At 61.4% G+C, this 18,229-nt stretch carries 16 protein-coding genes; all 16 read right to left on the reverse strand.

Features of this window, described 5'->3' with window-relative positions; all coding sequences use genetic code 11:
- Positions 1 to 51: 51 nt before the first annotated feature.
- The 16 genes from lpxC to mraZ all read right to left on the reverse strand — a co-directional run bounded on the left by lpxC (position 52) and on the right by mraZ (position 17,875).
- The gene (lpxC, locus tag QZR30_RS03040) at positions 52 to 963 is read right to left on the reverse strand and encodes a UDP-3-O-acyl-N-acetylglucosamine deacetylase (RefSeq protein WP_003171886.1); all 912 of its coding nucleotides are present in this window, start codon (positions 961 to 963) and stop codon (positions 52 to 54) included.
- A 112-nt stretch (positions 964 to 1,075) separates the two neighbouring features.
- A complete protein-coding gene (gene ftsZ / locus QZR30_RS03045) occupies positions 1,076 to 2,281 on the reverse strand; it encodes a cell division protein FtsZ (protein WP_046070969.1) in 1,206 nt (401 codons plus the stop codon).
- Between the two features lie 75 nt (positions 2,282 to 2,356).
- Complete coding sequence (gene ftsA / locus QZR30_RS03050) at positions 2,357 to 3,619, reverse strand: cell division protein FtsA (protein ID WP_043050551.1); 1,263 nt, start codon at positions 3,617 to 3,619, stop codon at positions 2,357 to 2,359.
- Between the two features lie 15 nt (positions 3,620 to 3,634).
- The gene (locus QZR30_RS03055; RefSeq protein ID WP_032803262.1) at positions 3,635 to 4,504 is read right to left on the reverse strand and encodes a cell division protein FtsQ/DivIB; all 870 of its coding nucleotides are present in this window, start codon (positions 4,502 to 4,504) and stop codon (positions 3,635 to 3,637) included.
- 4 nt (positions 4,505 to 4,508) lie between these two features.
- Positions 4,509 to 5,465 (reverse strand): D-alanine--D-alanine ligase, encoded by a 957-nt coding sequence (locus tag QZR30_RS03060; RefSeq protein ID WP_068966211.1) that lies wholly within the window; start codon positions 5,463 to 5,465, stop codon positions 4,509 to 4,511.
- A complete protein-coding gene (murC, locus tag QZR30_RS03065; RefSeq protein ID WP_046070966.1) occupies positions 5,462 to 6,910 on the reverse strand; it encodes a UDP-N-acetylmuramate--L-alanine ligase in 1,449 nt (482 codons plus the stop codon). The genes QZR30_RS03060 and murC overlap by 4 nt, the downstream gene beginning before the upstream one ends.
- Positions 6,903 to 7,973, reverse strand: coding sequence for an undecaprenyldiphospho-muramoylpentapeptide beta-N-acetylglucosaminyltransferase (gene murG, locus QZR30_RS03070; RefSeq protein WP_046070965.1), 1,071 nt, complete (start codon positions 7,971 to 7,973; stop codon positions 6,903 to 6,905). Before murG ends, murC begins: the two co-directional genes overlap by 8 nt.
- Positions 7,963 to 9,186: a putative lipid II flippase FtsW gene (ftsW, locus tag QZR30_RS03075; protein ID WP_046070964.1), complete on the reverse strand. Its 1,224-nt coding sequence runs from the start codon at positions 9,184 to 9,186 to the stop codon at positions 7,963 to 7,965. The genes murG and ftsW overlap by 11 nt, the downstream gene beginning before the upstream one ends.
- Positions 9,183 to 10,529: a UDP-N-acetylmuramoyl-L-alanine--D-glutamate ligase gene (gene murD / locus QZR30_RS03080; protein WP_046070963.1), complete on the reverse strand. Its 1,347-nt coding sequence runs from the start codon at positions 10,527 to 10,529 to the stop codon at positions 9,183 to 9,185. The genes ftsW and murD overlap by 4 nt, the downstream gene beginning before the upstream one ends.
- 6 nt (positions 10,530 to 10,535) lie before the next feature.
- Positions 10,536 to 11,618 (reverse strand): phospho-N-acetylmuramoyl-pentapeptide-transferase, encoded by a 1,083-nt coding sequence (gene mraY, locus QZR30_RS03085; RefSeq protein WP_004371987.1) that lies wholly within the window; start codon positions 11,616 to 11,618, stop codon positions 10,536 to 10,538.
- Positions 11,618 to 12,988, reverse strand: a complete 1,371-nt coding sequence (locus QZR30_RS03090; RefSeq protein ID WP_311902933.1) for a UDP-N-acetylmuramoyl-tripeptide--D-alanyl-D-alanine ligase — start codon at positions 12,986 to 12,988, stop codon at positions 11,618 to 11,620. Before QZR30_RS03090 ends, mraY begins: the two co-directional genes overlap by 1 nt.
- Positions 12,981 to 14,444 carry a UDP-N-acetylmuramoyl-L-alanyl-D-glutamate--2,6-diaminopimelate ligase gene (locus QZR30_RS03095; protein WP_046070961.1) on the reverse strand — a complete coding sequence of 488 codons (1,464 nt, stop codon included), beginning with the start codon at positions 14,442 to 14,444 and terminating at the stop codon, positions 12,981 to 12,983. Before QZR30_RS03095 ends, QZR30_RS03090 begins: the two co-directional genes overlap by 8 nt.
- On the reverse strand, positions 14,444 to 16,186 hold the full coding sequence (locus QZR30_RS03100; RefSeq protein ID WP_164484468.1) for a peptidoglycan D,D-transpeptidase FtsI family protein: 1,743 nt from the start codon (positions 16,184 to 16,186) through the stop codon (positions 14,444 to 14,446). The genes QZR30_RS03095 and QZR30_RS03100 overlap by 1 nt, the downstream gene beginning before the upstream one ends.
- Positions 16,186 to 16,479 carry a cell division protein FtsL gene (gene ftsL / locus QZR30_RS03105; protein ID WP_003188663.1) on the reverse strand — a complete coding sequence of 98 codons (294 nt, stop codon included), beginning with the start codon at positions 16,477 to 16,479 and terminating at the stop codon, positions 16,186 to 16,188. The genes QZR30_RS03100 and ftsL overlap by 1 nt, the downstream gene beginning before the upstream one ends.
- A complete protein-coding gene (gene rsmH, locus QZR30_RS03110) occupies positions 16,476 to 17,423 on the reverse strand; it encodes a 16S rRNA (cytosine(1402)-N(4))-methyltransferase RsmH (RefSeq protein ID WP_046070959.1) in 948 nt (315 codons plus the stop codon). The genes ftsL and rsmH overlap by 4 nt, the downstream gene beginning before the upstream one ends.
- Entirely contained in the window at positions 17,420 to 17,875 is a 456-nt protein-coding gene (gene mraZ, locus QZR30_RS03115; RefSeq protein WP_003171868.1) for a division/cell wall cluster transcriptional repressor MraZ, read from the reverse strand. Before mraZ ends, rsmH begins: the two co-directional genes overlap by 4 nt.
- Positions 17,876 to 18,229 lie beyond the last annotated feature (354 nt).

The following is an 18,229-nucleotide window of genomic DNA, read 5'->3' on the forward strand; positions in this document are numbered from 1 at the left end:
AAAAAGGCCACCCGAAGGCAGCCTTTAAAACTAAAGAAAGAGAGTTGTTACTTACACCGCCGCAACGGGACGCATGTAAGAGATCGGTGCGGTGCTGGCATCTTCGAAGGTCACGACTTCCCAAGCGTCTGTCTGCTCAATCAACTTGCGCAGCAGCTGGTTGTTAAGGGCGTGGCCCGACTTGAAGCCTTTGAACTCGCCTATCAGGCTATTGCCCAGCAGGTAGAGGTCACCGATTGCATCGAGGATCTTGTGCTTCACGAATTCGTCTTCGTAGCGAAGGCCGTCTTCGTTCAGTACACCATCCGCGTCGACCACAATGGCGTTTTCAACGCTGCCGCCGAGTGCGAGGTTGTGCTTGCGCAGGTACTCGATGTCACTCATGAAACCAAAGGTACGGGCGCGGCTGACTTCTTTTACGAACGAAGTGCTGGAAAAATCCACGCTTGCACTTTGGGTGCGGTCACGGAATACCGGGTGATCGAAATCGATCTCAAAGCTCACTTTAAAGCCTTCGAACGGGACGAAGGTGGCGCGCTTGTCGCCGTCTTCTACTGTCACTTCCCGCAGAATGCGAATGAACTTCTTGGCTGCGTCCTGTTCTTCCAGGCCGGCAGATTGAATCAGGAATACGAAGGGTCCAGCGCTGCCATCCATGATCGGGACTTCGGACGCGGAGAGCTCGACGTAGGCGTTATCGATGCCCAAACCGGCCATGGCCGAGAGCAAGTGCTCCACCGTGTCCACTTTGACGTCACCGTTGACCAATGTGGTCGACATAGTGGTTTCGCCAACGTTTTCCGCGCGAGCAGGTATCTGCACCACAGGGTCCAGGTCGGCACGCACAAACACGATGCCGGTGTCGACAGGTGCAGGCTTGAGGGTCAGGTAGACCTTTTCCCCGGAGTGCAGACCTACACCTGTGGCACGAATAATATTCTTCAGGGTGCGTTGTTTAATCATGGCTTGGACCGCTTCAGCGCAAATTGCGAACTGGTATCAACAAAGGCTGGCGATAATAGCAGACCAGACCTTTGCTGAACACCAATCACCTTCATAGCCCTGATACATTCCATTAATCGGCCTGACGACGCAAGAATGCCGGGATGTCCAGGTAGTCCAGGTCATCTTGCGGATTCGGGCTACGGGACGCAGCAGCACCGGCCTGGGCCTGGTTGCGCATCACGGTCGGACGGTCCAGGTCACGGTAGTTCACCGATGGCAACTCCTGGCGAGCAGGTGCTGGAGCGGCGGCCGCCTGGCTGGCGTGGCTGGCCTGGCTGTTATGCAGGGTGTTGTCGATGACCTTCACAGGCTTCTCGATTTTCGCACCCAGGCCGGTGGCAACCACGGTCACGTGCAGTTCGTCGCGCATGTCCGGATCGATAACGGTACCGACCTTGACCATGGCGTGCTCGGAAGCGAAGGCTTCGATGATGCTACCCACGTCGGAGTACTCACCCAGGGACAGGTCAGGGCCGGCAGTGATGTTCACCAGGATGCCGCGTGCGCCTTGCAGGTTCACGTCTTCGAGCAACGGGTTGCGGATGGCCGCTTCGGTGGCTTCGCGTGCACGGTTCGGACCGCTGGCGCAGCCAGTGCCCATCATCGCCATGCCCATTTCGCTCATCACGGTACGTACGTCGGCAAAGTCGACGTTGATCATGCCCGGGCGCTTGATGATGTCGGAGATCCCGCGAACGGCACCGGCCAGTACATCGTCAGCCTTGGCGAACGCGGACAGCAGGCTGGCGTCCTTGCCCAGGATGGTCAGCAGTTTCTCGTTGGGGATGGTGATCAACGAGTCGACGCTTTCAGACAGCAGACGGATACCTTCGTCGGCGATCTGCATGCGCTTGCGGCCTTCGAACGGGAACGGACGGGTCACGACGGCAACCGTCAGGATCCCCATTTCCTTGGCCACTTCGGCAATGATCGGTGCAGCACCGGTACCGGTACCGCCGCCCATGCCGGTGGTGATGAACACCATGTTGGTGCCCTGCAGCACTTCGGCAATACGCTCGCGGTCTTCCAGGGCGGCTTGACGGCCGACTTCCGGATTGGCGCCAGCGCCGAGGCCCTTGGTCACGGCTGTGCCCAATTGCAGGATGGTCCGCGCGCCGATGCTTTTCAGCGCCTGGGCATCAGTGTTGGCGCAGATGAATTCAACGCCTTCAATGTTGCTCTTGACCATGTGATTGACAGCGTTGCCGCCGCCACCGCCAACACCGATTACTTTGATAACCGGGCTTGCGGGGATGTTGTCTACGAGTTCGAACATGTTCCCTCTCCTTTCATTTTCTCTAGTTTTTTCGCCTACTGCTTACTGCGGGTGCTGCGGTGTCGCGGTAAATCTTTAGAAATTGCCTTTGACCCAAGCCTGCAACCGCTCGAACAACGGCGCTTTCACTTCGTCGTCGCTGCGGTAGCTGTCGCGGATACTCGGGCCCGACAGGGAAATGCCGTCGGTCTGCTTCTGCAGCCCGTACAACAGCAAGCCCACACCGGTGGAATAAATCGGGTTGCGCACGACGTCGCCCAGGCCTTTCACACCATGGGGCACGCCCAGGCGCACTGGCATGTGGAAGATTTCCTCGGCCAGTTCGACCGCGCCTTCCATCTTCGAGGTGCCACCAGTCAGCACGATGCCGGCCGGGATCAGGTCTTCGTAGCCGCTGCGGCGCAGTTCAGCCTGGATCAGGGTGAACAGTTCGTCGTAGCGTGGCTCGACCACTTCGGCCAGGGCCTGGCGCGACAGCTCACGGGGAGGACGGTCGCCGACACTTGGCACCTTGATGGTCTCGCCGGCACCGGCCAGCTTGGCCAGGGCGCAGGCATAACGAATCTTGATTTCTTCGGCGTACTGGGTCGGTGTACGCAGCGCCATGGCGATGTCGTTGGTGACCTGGTCACCGGCAATCGGGATCACCGCGGTGTGACGGATCGCACCCTCGGTGAAAATCGCGATGTCGGTGGTGCCACCGCCGATGTCCACCAGGCACACGCCCAGTTCTTTTTCGTCGTCGGTCAGCACCGAGTACGCCGAAGCCAGCTGCTCGAGAATGATGTCGTCGATTTCCAGGCCGCAGCGGCGCACGCATTTTTCAATGTTCTGCGCGGCGTTGACGGCACAGGTCACCACGTGGACCTTGGCTTCCAGGCGCACGCCCGACATGCCCAGGGGCTCGCGCACGCCTTCCTGGTTATCGATCACGTAATCCTGCGGCAGGGTGTGCAACACGCGCTGGTCAGCCGGGATCGCCACGGCCTGGGCGGCGTCGAGGACGCGCTCAAGGTCGGCGGAGCTGACTTCGCGGTCGCGGATTGCCACGATGCCGTGGGAGTTCAGGCTGCGGATATGGTTGCCCGCCACGCCGACGAACGCCGAGTGGATCCGGCAACCGGCCATCAGCTGCGCTTCTTCAATGGCGCGCTGGATCGATTGCACGGTGGACTCGATGTTCACCACCACGCCCTTCTTCAGGCCCCGGGACGGATGCGTGCCAATACCGACGATTTCGATCGCGCCGTCTTCCCCGACCTCGCCCACCAGCGCCACCACCTTGGAGGTGCCGATATCGAGACCGACGATCATTTTGCCGCTTTGCACGTTTGCCATGGGTCCTGCCTCTTCTTAATTCTTCGCGACAGCGGGTTGTGCTGCCGTGGGCGCAGCCGGTGCACGCCAGCCGACGGCCAGGCCGTTGGCGTAACGCAGGTCGACGCTCGCAATGTTCGTAATCTGTTCTTTCAAGGTTTTTTCATAGATGGCAATAAAGCGGCGCATCTTTTCCACCAAGCGGTCGCGTCCCAGCAACAACTCGATGCCCGGGCCGGAACTGCCTGCCCCGGTCGTCAAAAACCAGCTGCCCCGCTCACGCAATTCCAGGCGTGCAATGGAGAAGCCCAGTGGCCGCAGCATCTGGCTCAGGGCCTGGTACTGCTGCATCACTTGCTGCTGCGCCCGCTGCGGCCCGAACAGCTGCGGCAGGTGCTCGTAGTTGGCCAGCTCACGCGGGGTGAACGCCTGGCCCTGGTTGTTCAACAGCGCTTCATCACCCCAACGGGCCACGGGCAGTTGTTCTTCCAGGCGGATCGTCACCTGGTCCGGCCAGACACGGCGGACTTCGGCGTGGGCGATCCACGGCATCTGTTCCAGCTCCGAGCGCATGCCGGCCAGGTCGATGGTAAAGAAGCTCGCCGCCAGGTACGGGCCGATGCGCTGCTGTACCGCCTGCTGACTGATGTAGCTCAAGTCGCCCTGCACGCTGATCTTGGTGATCGGCCGGTCGGCATACGGCAACAGACGCTGCGCGCCTTCGTAGGTACCAAAGCCCAATACCACCAGCAGCACCGGCCAGAACAGCGCCTTGATAAAACCAAAGTTGGCTTTCGGCAGGCGCGCCGACATCGGCTCTTTAGCCACCATTCGGCTGGCGCCCCGCGGCACCGGCTTGCGGCTCGGTGCTTGTGGGGGCTGATGACGAAGCGATGCGCCTTTCATGTGTTCAGCCTCTTGGCTCAATGCTGTCGGCCAGGATCGCCAGCACCAACTGCTGGAAGTCCAGACCGGCGGCACGGGCGGCCATGGGAACCAGGCTGTGGTCGGTCATGCCCGGTGCGGTGTTGACTTCAAGGAACCAGAAATTCCCTTGGTCATCCTGCATCACGTCTGCCCGCGCCCAACCGGCGATACCCAGCGCCTCACAGGCTTTTGCCGTGAGGTCCATCAATTGCTGTTCCTTGGTTGCATCGAGGCCGCACGGGATCCGGTACTGGGTATCGGAGGCCACGTACTTGGCGTCGTAGTCATAAAAGGTGTGGGGCGTGCCCAAAGCGATGGGCGGCAATACCTGGCCACGCAGGGTGGCGATGGTGTACTCGGGACCGGAAATCCACTGTTCCACCAACACTTGCGAATCGTAGGTACTTGCCGCTTTCCATGCGTCGATCAATTCGGCGGCCGAGTTCACTTTAGCCATGCCGATACTGGAGCCTTCATGGGCTGGTTTGACGATCAAAGGCAGGCCCAGTTCCTTGGCCGCAGAAATACAATCGTCTTCGCTGCACAGCACGGCGTGACGTGGTGTTGGAATACCCAGGCTGTGCCACACCTGCTTGGTGCGCAATTTGTCCATCGCCAGCGCGGAAGCAAGGATACCGCTACCGGTGTAGGGGATGCCGGCGCATTCGAGCAGGCCTTGCATGCTGCCGTCTTCACCGCCACGGCCATGAAGAATGATGAAGGCGCGGTCGATCTTTTCGGCCTGCAGGCGGGCGAGGAAGTCATCGCCCACGTCGATACCGAAGGCGTTCACACCCGCACTTTGCAGGGCTTCGAGCACGGCATTGCCAGACTTGAGCGACACTTCGCGCTCAGCGCTCTTGCCGCCGAACAGCACGGCGACGCGACCGAAATCGGCAGGCGCGACAGTGGAAAACAGGGAGCCGTAGTCAGTGATCATTTCGACGCCCCCTTTGCCACGGCTGCAAACAGCGGGCTCGCCAGCAACTTGGGCGCAAGGCCACCGATATCACCGGCACCCTGGCACAGCAGGATGTCACCGGCGCGCAACAGCGGCTTGACGATAGGGGCCAGGTCGACGCCACGCTCGATGTAGATCGGGTCCAGTTGGCCGCGCTGGCGGATGCTGTTGCACAGCTTGCGGCTGTCAGCGCCCGGGATCGGTTCTTCACCGGCCGGGTAAACCTCCATCAGCAGCAGCACGTTGGCATCGGCCAGTACATTGACGAAATCGTCGTACAGGTCGCGGGTACGGCTGTAGCGATGCGGCTGGTAAACCATCACCAGACGGCGCTCCGGCCAGCCGCCGCGCACGGCCTTGATCACAGCGGCAACTTCGGTCGGGTGGTGACCGTAGTCGTCCACCAGCATCACGTCACCGCCTTCAACCGGCAACTGACCGTAGACCTGGAAGCGACGGCCGACACCAGCAAAGCGCGACAGCCCCTCGACGATGGCTTCATCGCTGACGCCCTCATCGGTGGCGATGCAGATGGTCGCCAGGGAGTTCAGCACGTTGTGGTTGCCCGGCATGTTCACCGAGACATCCAGCGGTTCGCGGTCGGGACGCAGCACGGTGAAGAAGGTTTGCATGCCTTCCTGGCGTACATTGATTGCGCGCACATCGGCGTCTTCGCTGAAGCCGTAGGTCACGGTCGGACGCTTGACCTGCGGCAGGATTTCACGCACCACCGGGTCGTCCAGGCACACCACCGCCAGACCGTAGAACGGCAGGTTGTGCAGGAAATCGACGAAGGTTTTCTTCAGTTTGTTGAAGTCACCGTCGTAGGTCGCCATGTGGTCTTCGTCGATGTTGGTGACGACGGCGACCAGCGGTTGCAGGTGCAGGAAGCTCGCATCGCTCTCATCGGCTTCGGCGATCAGATAGCGGCTGGTGCCGAGCTGGGCATTGGTGCCGGCTGCATTCAGGCGGCCACCGATGACGAAGGTCGGGTCCAGGCCACCGGCGGCGAACACCGAGGCGATCAGGCTGGTGGTCGTGGTCTTGCCATGGGTACCGGCAACGGCGATGCCATGGCGGTAGCGCATCAGCTCGGCGAGCATCTCGGCACGCGGCACCACTGGAATACGGCGCTCAAGGGCAGTGGCCACTTCCGGGTTGGAGGTGTTCACGGCGCTGGACACCACCAGTACATCGGCCTCGGCGGCGTTCTCGGCACGGTGACCGATAAAAATCTGCGCGCCAAAGGACTTCAGGCGATCAGTGACCGGCGACTCCTTCAAGTCCGAGCCGGACACCTGGTAGCCCAGGTTCAGCAACACTTCGGCAATTCCGCACATGCCCACGCCGCCGATACCGACGAAGTGGATACGCCGGATGCGGCGCATCTCGGGTTGCGGCATGGCTTTCTGATTCTCAACCATGGGCCACCTCCAGGCAGATATCCACCACGGTGCGGGTTGCGTCAGGTTTGGCCAGGCGGCTTGCGGTGCTCGCCATGCTGTTGAGTCGTTCCGGTTGCATCAAAACCTCGGTCAGGCGTGCGGCCAAATCGGCGGCGCCGGTCGTTCTTTGCGGCAGCAGGAAGGCAGCGCCCTCCCCGGCCAAATATTCGGCGTTGCGGGTCTGGTGATCGTCGATGGCGTGGGGCAAAGGCACCAGCAAGGACGGCAGACCGGCGGCGGCCAGTTCACTGACGGTCAGCGCGCCAGCGCGGCAGACCACCAGGTCGGCCCAGCCATAGGCTTGGGCCATGTCTTTGATGAAGGGCTGCACATTCGCCTCCACACCCGCCTCGCGATAACGCGTTGCGGTGACTTCATCGTGATGCTTGCCAGCCTGGTGGAAGATCTCCGGGCGCAATTGCACAGGCAGCTGCGCCACCGCTTCGGGCAGCAGTTTGTTCAGCGGTTCGGCGCCCAGGCTTCCGCCCAGGATCAACAGGTGCGCCTTGCGCCCGGCCAGCGCATCACGCGCAATGGCCATGAACAGCTCAGTACGCACCGGGTTGCCGGTGGTACGCAGCTTGTCCGAGGCGGCGAACGTTTTCGGGAAGGCTTCACACACCCGCGAGGCCAATGGCACCAGCAGGCGGTTGGCGGTACCGGCGACGGCGTTCTGTTCGTGCACGATCACCGGTACGCCGGCGAGCTTCGCCGCGACGCCGCCCGGGCCGGTCACGTAGCCACCAAAGCCAAGCACACACACAGGCTTCAATTCACGAATGACCTTGCGTGCCTGCCATACCGCCTTGAGCAATACGAACGGTGCCTTGAGCAGGGACAGCTTGCCCTTGCCGCGCAGACCGGTGACGTTGATCAAATGCAGGGGTAAGCCGGCACTCGGCACCAACTCGTTCTCGATGCCACGGGGTGTACCCAGCCAGTGCACGGTGTAGCCGCGGCTCTGGAATTCACGCGCACAGGCCAAGGCCGGGAACACGTGGCCCCCGGTGCCGCCCGCCATGATCAGCACGTTAGCGCCCATGGGTCGGCTCCTCGGCGAAGTCGCTTTCGCTGAACTCCATCTCTTCACTGCCCAGGTGGGTCCGACTCTCCCACTCGATACGCAGCAACAAGCCAAGACAGGCGCAGCAGATTACCAACGAACTGCCGCCGTAACTGAGGAACGGCAAGGTCAGGCCCTTGGTCGGCAGCAGGCCGACGTTCACGCCGATGTTGATCAGGAACTGGCCGATCCACAGGAACGACAAGCCGTATGCCACATAGGCGGCGAAATACTGTTTGGCCCGCTCGGCCCACAAACCGATGTACATGCCGCGCACACACACGAACACGAACAGCGCCACGGTGCACAGCGAACCGACCACGCCAAGCTCTTCGGCCAATACCGAGAACACAAAGTCGGTGTGCGCTTCCGGCAGGTAGAACTGCTTCTGCACACTGTTGCCCAGGCCCACGCCCAGCCACTCGCCGCGACCAAAGGCGATCAGTGCCTGGGTCAGCTGATAGCCTGAACCGAACTGGTCGGACCAGGGATCGGTAAAGGTGATCAAGCGCGCCATCCGGTAGGGTTGCGCCTGTACCAGAATCGTCACTGCTGCCACCGCCAGCACCACCATCAAGGTGAAGCGGAACAGGCCGACGCCGCCGAGGAACAGCATCGCCGCCGCCGCCCCCATCATCACCACGGTGGCGCCGAAGTCCGGTTCCATCAGCAACAGGCCGGCCATGGGCAGCAGCACGATGAACGGCTTGAAAAAGCCCATCCAGCTTTCGCGCACTTCTTTCTGGCGTCGCACCAGGTAGCCGGCGAGGTAGATCACCACGAACACCTTAGCGATTTCCGAAGGCTGCACGTTGAACGCGCCGAAGCCGATCCAGCGCATCGAGCCATTCACCTCGCGACCGATGCCGGGCAGGATCACCATGACCAGCAAGCCGAACGCGCCGATCAGCATCAGCCAACCCAGGCGCTGCCAAGTGGCGATGGGGATCATCATGGTGACGATGCACGCGCCGAGGCCGATCACCAGGTACACCAGGTGACGGATCATCATGTACAGGGTGTTGCCCGATTGCACGGCAGCCACTTCGGAGGATGCCGAAGTGATCATCACCAGGCCCAGGCCCAGCAGCGCCAGGCAACCGGCGAGCATCGGGAAATCAAGGTCGACACCGCGCCCGGTGATGATCGGCGACGGGTACGGCTTGATGATGTTGCGCAAGTTGATGTTCATGCCAAGGCCTCCACGGCGCGAGCGAACAGCTGGCCGCGCTCTTCGTAGTTCTTGAACATGTCGAAACTGGCACATGCGGGCGACAGCAACACAGCGTCACCCGGCTGGGCCAACGCCTGGCACTGGGCAATGGCGTCGTCCAGGGAGGTGGCGCGTACTTGCGGCACCCCATCGCCGAGGGCGGCGGCGATCAAATCCGAATCACGGCCCATGAGCACCACGGCACGGCAATGTGCAGCCACCGGGCCTTTAAGATCCTTGAAGTCGGCGCCCTTACCATCGCCACCTGCGATCAACACCAGCTTGCCGTCAATATCCGCCCCCAGGCCCTCGATGGCCGCCAGGGCGGCACCGACGTTGGTGGCTTTGGAATCGTTGTAATAGCTGACGCCATTCAGGTCGCGTACCCACTGGCAGCGATGCTCGAGCCCGGCAAACGTGCGCAGGCTGGCGAGCATGGCGTCGAACGGCAAGCCGACGGCATGCCCGAGCGCCAAGGCCGCCAGGGCATTGGACTGGTTATGGGCACCACGGATTTTCAGCTCGCGCACCGGCATGAGGTTCTGGAATTCAAAGGCCAGGTATTTCTCGCCGTTCTCTTCGCGAATGCCGAAGCCTTTGAAATCGGGTTTGCCCAGGCCGAAAGTCCAGCAAGGCATGCCCTCGCCCATCAGCGGACGGCTCAGGGCATCCTGGCGATTGACTACAAATTGCTTGGCACCACGGAAGATCCGGTGCTTGGCCAGGTGATAAGCCGGCAGGCCACTGTAGCGGTCCATGTGGTCTTCGCTGACGTTCAGCACGGTAGCCACTTCAGCGCCGAGGTCGTGGGTGGTTTCCAGCTGGAAGCTCGACAGTTCCATCACGTAAAGCTCGACGTCATCGCTGAGCAGGTCCAACGCCGGCACGCCGAGATTGCCGCCCACGGCCACGCGCTTGCCGGCCGCAGCCGCCATCTCGCCAACCAGGGTAGTCACGGTGCTTTTCGCGTTGGAACCGCTGATGGCCACGATCGGCGCCTTCGCGTTACGCGCAAACAGGTCGATATCGCCGGACAGCTTCACGCCACGCGCCGCAGCCGCTTGCAGGGACGGTGTCGCCAGGGCCAGACCCGGGCTCACGTAGAGTTCGTCGGCACGGCACAGAAACTCGACATCCAGCTCGCCACAACGCACTTCCACGTGCGGGTAGTCACGGCGCAGCGTGACCAGCTCCGGTGGATTTTCCCGCGTGTCGGCCACGGCAAACGACGTGCCCCGGTTCGCCAGGAAGCGAACCAGGGACATGCCGCTCTTGCCGAGGCCGACAACGATGCGGAAGTGGTCTGAAGCGATCAGGGACACTCGTTTCTACCTCAGTTTCAGGGTGGCAAGGCCGACCAGTACCAGAATCACGGTGATGATCCAGAAGCGGACAATCACGCGTGGCTCGGGCCAGCCCTTGAGTTCAAAGTGGTGGTGGATCGGCGCCATGCGGAACACGCGACGCCCGGTCAATTTGAAGGAAGCCACCTGGATGACCACCGACAGGGTTTCCATCACGAACACGCCGCCCATGATGAACAGCACGATTTCCTGGCGGACGATCACCGCGATGGTGCCCAGGGCTGCGCCCAGCGCCAGTGCGCCGACATCGCCCATGAAGACTTGTGCGGGGTAGGTGTTGAACCACAGGAACCCCAGGCCAGCACCAATCAGCGCGCCGCAGAACACGATCAACTCACCCGCGCCCGGTACATAAGGAATCAGCAGGTATTCAGCGAATTTCACGTTGCCCGACAGGTAGCAGAAGATGCCGAGGGCGCCGCCCACCATCACCGTCGGCATGATCGCCAGGCCGTCGAGGCCGTCAGTCAGGTTGACCGCATTGCTGGAGCCGACGATCACGAAGTAGGTCAGCACCACGAAACCAATGCCCAGGGGGATGCTGGCGTCCTTGAGCATCGGGATGATCAGGGTGGTCTCGACTGCGCTTGGGGCCGTTGTGTAGAGGAAGATCGCCGCGGCCAGACCAAACACCGACTGCCAGAAATACTTCCAGCGGCTTGGCAGCCCCTTGGAGTTTTTCTCGATCACCTTGCGGTAGTCATCGACCCAGCCGATGGCGCCGAACAATAGGGTCACCAGCAGCACCACCCACACGTAGCGGTTGTGCAAGTCAGCCCAGAGCAAGGTGCTGATGCCGATGGACGACAGGATCAACGCACCGCCCATGGTCGGGGTGCCGGACTTGGACAGGTGCGACTGCGGGCCGTCATTGCGAACCGATTGACCAATTTGCAGGTTCTGCAGGGTGCGGATCATCCACGGCCCCAGGAACAGCGACAAACACAACGCGGTCAGCACACCCAGGATCCCGCGCAGGGTCAGGTACTGAAAGACCGCGAAGCCTTTGTGGAACTGTTGCAGATACTCAGCCAGCAGCAGCAGCATTAATGTTTCTCCGTACTTGAGCCACACAAGGCTGCGACGACGTTTTCCATCACCGCGCTGCGCGATCCCTTGATCAAAATGGTTGTGTTTTTATCGTGTTCACCAGCGGCCAGCGCTTGGATCAATTCAGCCTGCGTCGCGAAATGCCGCGCACCGGGGCCGAAGGCACTAACGGCGTGCGCCATGTTCGGGCCGACCGCGTAGAGCGCGTCGACCTTGGCGGCGGCGTAGGTGCCAACTTCGCGATGGGACTGCTCGGCCCAGTCGCCCAGCTCGGCGATATCGCCCAGCACCAGTACCTTGCGACCATCGAAGCTCTTGAGCAGGTCTATGGCGGCGCAGACCGAGGACTGGTTGGCGTTGTAGGTGTCATCGATGACGCGCATGCCGTTGCTGGCCAATTGCGCTACGGTGCGGCCCTTGACCGGCTGCACCGCGCCCAGGCCGGTGGCAATACCGAACAGCGACACGCCCAGCGCGTGGGCGGCGGCGGCGGCGGCCAGGGCGTTGGCGACGTTATGGTTGCCCAGCAGGTTCAACTGCACGTGCTCGTCACCTTGCGGGGTGTGCAAGGTAAAGGACGGGCAACCACGAGCGTCAACATGGATGTCGCAAGCATGGAAATCGGCGGCCGCATTCAGCACCGCAAACGTCAGCACCTTGCGACCGGCGGCGCGTACACGCCAGGTCTCGAAAGCCTTGTCGTCCAGGTTAAGTACGGCAGTGCCCGCGGCGTCGAGGCCTTCAAGGATTTCGCCCTTGGCTTCGACAATTTTTTCCGGGCCGCCGAATTCGCCGACATGGGCGGTACCGGCGTTGTTGATAATTGCAACGTGGGGCTTGGTCAGCGCCACGGTGTAGGCGATTTCGCCGATACGCGAAGCGCCCAGCTCGATCACTGCCGCCGTGTGTTCCGGGGCCAGTTCAAGCAGGGTCAGCGGTGCGCCGAAGTCATTGTTCAGGTTGCCACGGGTGGCGAGTACCGGCCCGCGCGTGCGCAGGACACCGGCGAGCAATTCCTTGACCGTGGTCTTGCCGCTGGAGCCGGTAATGGCCGCTACCGGCTTATCGAAGGCGGCACGGTTGAGCGCACCCAATTGGCCCAAGGCCAAGCGGGTATCGGCAACCAGCAGTTGTGGCAAAGTGGAGTCTGCCACTTCGCGCTGCACCAGGGCGCCGACGGCACCCTTGGCGGCGACTTCGTTGAGATAGTCGTGGCCGTCAAAACGCGGGCCTGCCAGCGCGACAAACAATTGCCCCGGCTGGATATTGCGGCTGTCGATACTGACGCCAGTGAACGTGCAGTCGCTCGAAAGTACACGGGCCGACAGCGCGTGCGCCAGTTCGCTGAACTTCATCGCTTTAAGCATGGGCGGCCTCCCAGGCGGTCAGGGCGCGATCGGCCTCGACCAGATCGGAGAAGGCATGGCGTTCGCCGTTGATTTCCTGGTAGTCCTCGTGGCCTTTGCCCGCAAGGACAACCACGTCGTCAACACCAGCGCTGGCAATCAACCGGGCAATGGCGGCGCCGCGGCCGGCAACAAAAGTGGCCTTGGCGACATCTTTGAAGCCGACACGGATGTCGTCGAAAATCTGGCTCGGGTCTTCGCTGCGCGGGTTATCGTCGGTGACGACTACGCCATCGGCCAGACGCTCGACGATCTCGGCCATCAATGGACGCTTGCCGCGGTCACGATCACCGCCGCACCCGAACAGGCAGAGCAATTTGCCCTTGGCGTGCGGGCGCAAGGCTTCGAGGACTTTTTCCAAGGCGTCCGGGGTGTGGGCGTAATCGACCACCACCAATGGCTGCGTGCCGCCACCCAGGCGCTGCATGCGGCCAGCCGGGCCTTCCAGCTTCGGCAGCACGCGCAGGATTTCATCCAGGGCGTAATCCAGGCCCAGCAATGCGCCGATGGCGGCGAGCAGGTTGCTCAGGTTGAAACGCCCGAGCAGGGTGCTGCGCAAATGGTGCTCGCCCTGGGGCGTGACCAAGGTGGCGCGCACGCCTTCGTCATTGAATTGGGCTTCACGGCAAAACAGATATGCGCTGGAGTCCTGCAGGCTATAGCTGATCAGGCGCGCTTCGCTGTCTTCGCCAGCCAGTTGACGGCCGAATGCGTCGTCGAGGTTGACCACCCGGCATTTCAAGTCATTCCAGGCAAACAGCTTGGCCTTGGCAGCGGCGTACGCCTCCATGGTGCCGTGGTAATCGAGGTGGTCGCGGGACAGGTTGGTCATCACCGCAACGTCAAAGGCCAGGGCGGTAACTCGACCCTGGTCCAGGCCGTGTGAAGAAACTTCCATGGCAACGGCCTTGGCACCGGCCTTTTTCAGGTCGGCCAGGGTCGCTTGCACGGCAATCGGATTCGGGGTGGTGTGCAGGCCGCTTTGCAGCGTGCCATAAAAGCCCGTGCCCAGGGTGCCGACAATGCCGCAGTGTTGGCCCAACAGGTCAAGGGCCTGGGCGACCAATTGGGTCACGCTGGTCTTGCCATTGGTGCCGGTCACACCCACCAGGTTGAGGTGGCGGCTCGGGTCACCGTAGAAACGCCCGGCAATATCGGAAAGCTGCGCAGCCAGGCCCTTGACCGGAATCAACGGCACATCGGTGATCGGCAGCACGGTGGCGCCTTCCACTTCATACGCCACGGCGGCCGCACCGCGTTGCAGGGCGTCGGCGATATGCGCACGGCCGTCGAACTTGCCGCCGGGCACCGCCAGGAACAGGTCACCGGCGCGTACATTACGGCTGTCCAGGCTCAACTCGCGAATCAGCAGATCGCGGCCGGCATGGGCAAAAATCTTGTTCAGGCTCAGAGACATCAGCCGCGCCCTCCATTGGCTTTTACAGCGGCGGCCGGTGGGCCGGCGTTGGCTTGTTGGGTCGGCGGCAAGTTATCCGGCGTGATGTTCATCAGGCGCAGGGTGCCGGACATCACTTTGCTGAACACCGGCGCCGAGACCAGGCCACCGAAGTAGCCGGCTTTACTTGGCTCGTCGATCACGACGACGATGGCGTAGCGCGGATCGCTCATCGGACCGAAGCCGGCGAACAGCGAACGATAGGAGTTTTCGGCATAGCCCTTGGTACCCACCGAGGTCTTACGTGCAGTACCGGACTTGCCTGCCACGTGATACGCCGGGACCTGGGCACGGAATACGCCACGCGGTGCTTCGATCACTTGTTGCAGCATGCCCTGGATGGTCTTGGCGACGTTCTCCGGCATGACTTGGGTGGCTTGCGGCGGTTCGTCGACATGGATCAGGCTCAGCGGGACCATGCGGCCGTTATTGGCCAATACCGAGAACGCATGGGCCAATTGGATCGCGGTCACCGACAAGCCGTAGCCGTAGGAAAGCGTGGCCGTCTCAGCCTTTCTCCATTCGCGATAGTTCGGCAGGTTGCCGACGCGCTCACCCGGGAAGTTGAGACCGGTAGGTTGCCCCAGGCCGATTTTTTGCGCCAGGCGATAGATGGCCTCGCCGCCGATATCAAAGGCGACCTTGCTCATGCCGACGTTACTGGAGTTGATCAGGATACCGGTCAAATCCAGGATCGGGCCTTCGCTGCGGGACACGTCACGAATGGTGTACTTGCCTAATTGCAGCGTGCCTGGATACACCTCTACCTTGTCACTGGGTTTCCAGCGCCCGGTTTCCAGGGCGGCGCTCATGGAGATGGCTTTCATGGTCGAACCCGGTTCAAACACGTCGATCATTGCGCGGTTACGCATCATCGCCGGCTGCAGGTTGCGACGGTTGTTCGGGTTGTAGGTCGGCTGGTTGACCATGGCAAGGATCTCGCCGGTCTTCACATCCATGATCACCAGGCTGCCGGCCTTGGCGCCGTTCTCCATGATCGCGTTACGCAGTTCACGGTTGGCCAGGTATTGCAGACGCAGGTCAATCGACAACGCCAAGGGCTTGCCGGCCTTGGCGTTCTTGGTGACCTGGACATCCTTGATCAATCTGCCGCGCCGATCCTTGATGACCTGGCGCTTGCCGGGCACACCGGCCAGCCATTCGTCATAGGCCAGCTCTACGCCTTCGCGGCCATGGTCATCAATATCGGTAAAACCGACCATATGCGCCGTGGTTTCACCCGCGGGGTAGAAACGACGAAACTCCTCGATGCCATAGACACCAGGGACTTTAAGGTCGAGCACTTGCTGGCCTTGTTCGGGGGTGAGGCCACGAACCAGGTAGATGAATTCCTTATTGGCCTGGGCTTCCAGGCGTTCGGTCAGGGCTTTGCGGTCCTGGCCCAGGGCAGCGGCAAGTTCGGGCCACTTGTCCTTGGCGACCTGCAACTCCTTGGCATTGGCCCACAGCGTGGTTACCGGGGTACTGACGGCCAGGGGCTCGCCGTTACGGTCGGTGATCAGGCCACGGTGCGCGGGAATCGGAATATGTCGCAGGCTTCGGGCATCACCCTGGCCGATCAGGAAGTCACGATCGACCACCTGCAGGTCGAAGATGCGCCAAACGATCGCGCCCACCATCAATGCCAGCAAGCCAAGCATCAGGCGGAAACGCCATGGGTAGAGTGCGCCTTCGAGTTTCATCATGGCGCCACCATGCGGACTTCGGCCGCGCCAGGGATGTGCATCTTCAACTGTTCGGTGGCCAGCACTTCGATACGACTGTGGGCCGTCCAGGTGCTTTGCTCGAGGATCAAGCGGCCCCACTCGGCCTGCGCCTTGTCACGCACGCTCAATTCCCCATACAGGGTGTTGAGCAACTGGCGGTTCCAATGGGCGCTGTAGGACACCGCAATCGCGGACACCAGCACGCCGACAAACAGCAGCAACATAAAGAAGCTGCCGCCCGGGAGGGGCTTGGCGAAAAGCTTGCTCACCGCAGCTTCTCCGCGACGCGCATGACGGCGCTACGGGAACGTGGGTTGGCCTTGAGCTCGGCTTCGGAAGCGAACTGCGCTTTGCCATGGATTTTGATTTTCGGCACAAAGGCTTCGAAACGTACCGGTAGGTTGCGCGGCAGGTTGTCGGACTCGCCCTTGACCAGACGGCGCATGAACAGTTTGACGATGCGGTCTTCCAGGGAGTGGAAGCTGATCACCACCAGACGACCGCCCACTTCCAAGGCGTCAAGCGCGGCTTCAAGGCCGGTTTCCAGGTCGCCCAATTCGTTGTTGACGTGAATGCGCAGGCCCTGGAACGCACGAGTCGCCGGGTTCTTGCCTTTTTCCCACGCAGGGTTGGCGACCTTCAGCACTTCGGCCAGGTCGGCGGTACGCTCGAACGGCTGGATTTCACGGCGCTCGACCACGGCGCGCGCCATGCGGCCGGCAAAGCGCTCTTCACCGTATTCCTTGAATACGCGGGCGATTTCTTCTACCGGAGCCGTGGCGATGAACTGCGCAGCGCTGACGCCTCGCGTAGGGTCCATGCGCATGTCGAGGGGGCCGTCGTTCATGAAGCTGAAGCCGCGCTCCGGGTCGTCGAGCTGGGGCGAAGACACGCCCAGGTCGAGCAAAACCCCGGCCACCTTGCCCGCCATGCCGCGCTCGGCGACTTCGGCACCCAACTCGGCAAAGCTGCGTTGCACAACGACAAAGCGGCCGTCTTCGGCCGCTAGCGCTTGCCCGGTGGCAATCGCTTGAGGGTCTTTGTCGAACCCGAGGAGCCTACCGTCGGGTCCGAGCTGGCTGAGTATCAACCGGCTGTGCCCGCCCCTGCCAAAGGTGCCGTCCAAATAGCAGCCATCCGCGCGTACGGCGAGAGCCTCAACGGCTTCGTCAAGCAGTACGGTGATGTGGTTAAAGCCGCTATCAATAGTCACAGGATCAAATCACGCAGTTCATCAGGCATGGCGCCCGGTTGTTGAATAGCAGCCAGGTCTGCTGCAGACACAGCATCCCAGGCATCTTCGTCCCACAATTGGAACTTGTTCAGTTGGCCCACCAGCATTGCGCGCTTGTCGAGCTTGGCGTACTCGCGCAGACGCGGTGGCACCAGGAAACGACCGCTGCCATCGAGTTCAAGGTCGACGGCATTACCGATCAGCAAACGCTGGAGGCGGCGGTTTTCTTCACGCAATGAAGGCAGCGCGCGCAACTTGGTTTCAATCAACTCCCACTCATCGAGGGGGTAAACACACAAACAAGGGTCAACGGCGTCAATCGTGATGATCAACTGGCCTGAACTTCGCGAAATGAGCTCGTCACGATACCGGCTCGGCATGGCGAGACGGCCTTTTGCATCGAGACTGATAGCGTTAGCTCCGCGAAACACAGATGCGTTTCTCCAAATTTTAGCGTTTTACGTTCAAAAAACCCACTTTGTGCCACTTTCCGCCACTTGCGCACACTATAGGAATGCGCCTACCACACCGTCAAGGCGCGTATTCAAGGAAAAGCCTTACAGAACGGAGATTTAGGAAGGTAAAAGGAGGAGAAACCAGAGTTTGACGATGTTTTTGACTCAACAACGGCAAATAGCTCAGAGAGCTACGACCTAAAGTTAAAGTAATTTATTAAGAGTAAGATTTTTTTGGTATTACGAAGATGCATCTGCCAATGATTTGGCAGGGAGGGATTCTTGCGTTACTACCGGGTTTGCGCACGAGATTCGAGCGCAAGGAAAAAA

The organism is Pseudomonas sp. rhizo25, assembly GCF_031931935.1.
GTDB classification, from domain to species: domain Bacteria; phylum Pseudomonadota; class Gammaproteobacteria; order Pseudomonadales; family Pseudomonadaceae; genus Aquipseudomonas; species Aquipseudomonas synxantha.

Coding starts and splice junctions, on each gene's coding strand:
- QZR30_RS03100 (WP_164484468.1), bottom strand. CDS start 16,186: ATGAAACTCGAAGGCGCACTCTACCCATGGCGTTTCCGCCTGATGCTT.
- QZR30_RS03090 (WP_311902933.1), bottom strand. CDS start 12,988: ATGCTTAAAGCGATGAAGTTCAGCGAACTGGCGCACGCGCTGTCGGCC.
- mraY (WP_004371987.1), bottom strand. CDS start 11,618: ATGCTGCTGCTGCTGGCTGAGTATCTGCAACAGTTCCACAAAGGCTTC.
- ftsA (WP_043050551.1), bottom strand. CDS start 3,619: ATGGCAAACGTGCAAAGCGGCAAAATGATCGTCGGTCTCGATATCGGC.
- QZR30_RS03060 (WP_068966211.1), bottom strand. CDS start 5,465: ATGATCACTGACTACGGCTCCCTGTTTTCCACTGTCGCGCCTGCCGAT.
- QZR30_RS03095 (WP_046070961.1), bottom strand. CDS start 14,444: ATGTCTCTGAGCCTGAACAAGATTTTTGCCCATGCCGGCCGCGATCTG.
- ftsZ (WP_046070969.1), bottom strand. CDS start 2,281: ATGTTCGAACTCGTAGACAACATCCCCGCAAGCCCGGTTATCAAAGTA.
- QZR30_RS03055 (WP_032803262.1), bottom strand. CDS start 4,504: ATGAAAGGCGCATCGCTTCGTCATCAGCCCCCACAAGCACCGAGCCGC.
- murG (WP_046070965.1), bottom strand. CDS start 7,973: ATGGGCGCTAACGTGCTGATCATGGCGGGCGGCACCGGGGGCCACGTG.
- ftsW (WP_046070964.1), bottom strand. CDS start 9,186: ATGAACATCAACTTGCGCAACATCATCAAGCCGTACCCGTCGCCGATC.
- lpxC (WP_003171886.1), bottom strand. CDS start 963: ATGATTAAACAACGCACCCTGAAGAATATTATTCGTGCCACAGGTGTA.
- murC (WP_046070966.1), bottom strand. CDS start 6,910: ATGGTTGAGAATCAGAAAGCCATGCCGCAACCCGAGATGCGCCGCATC.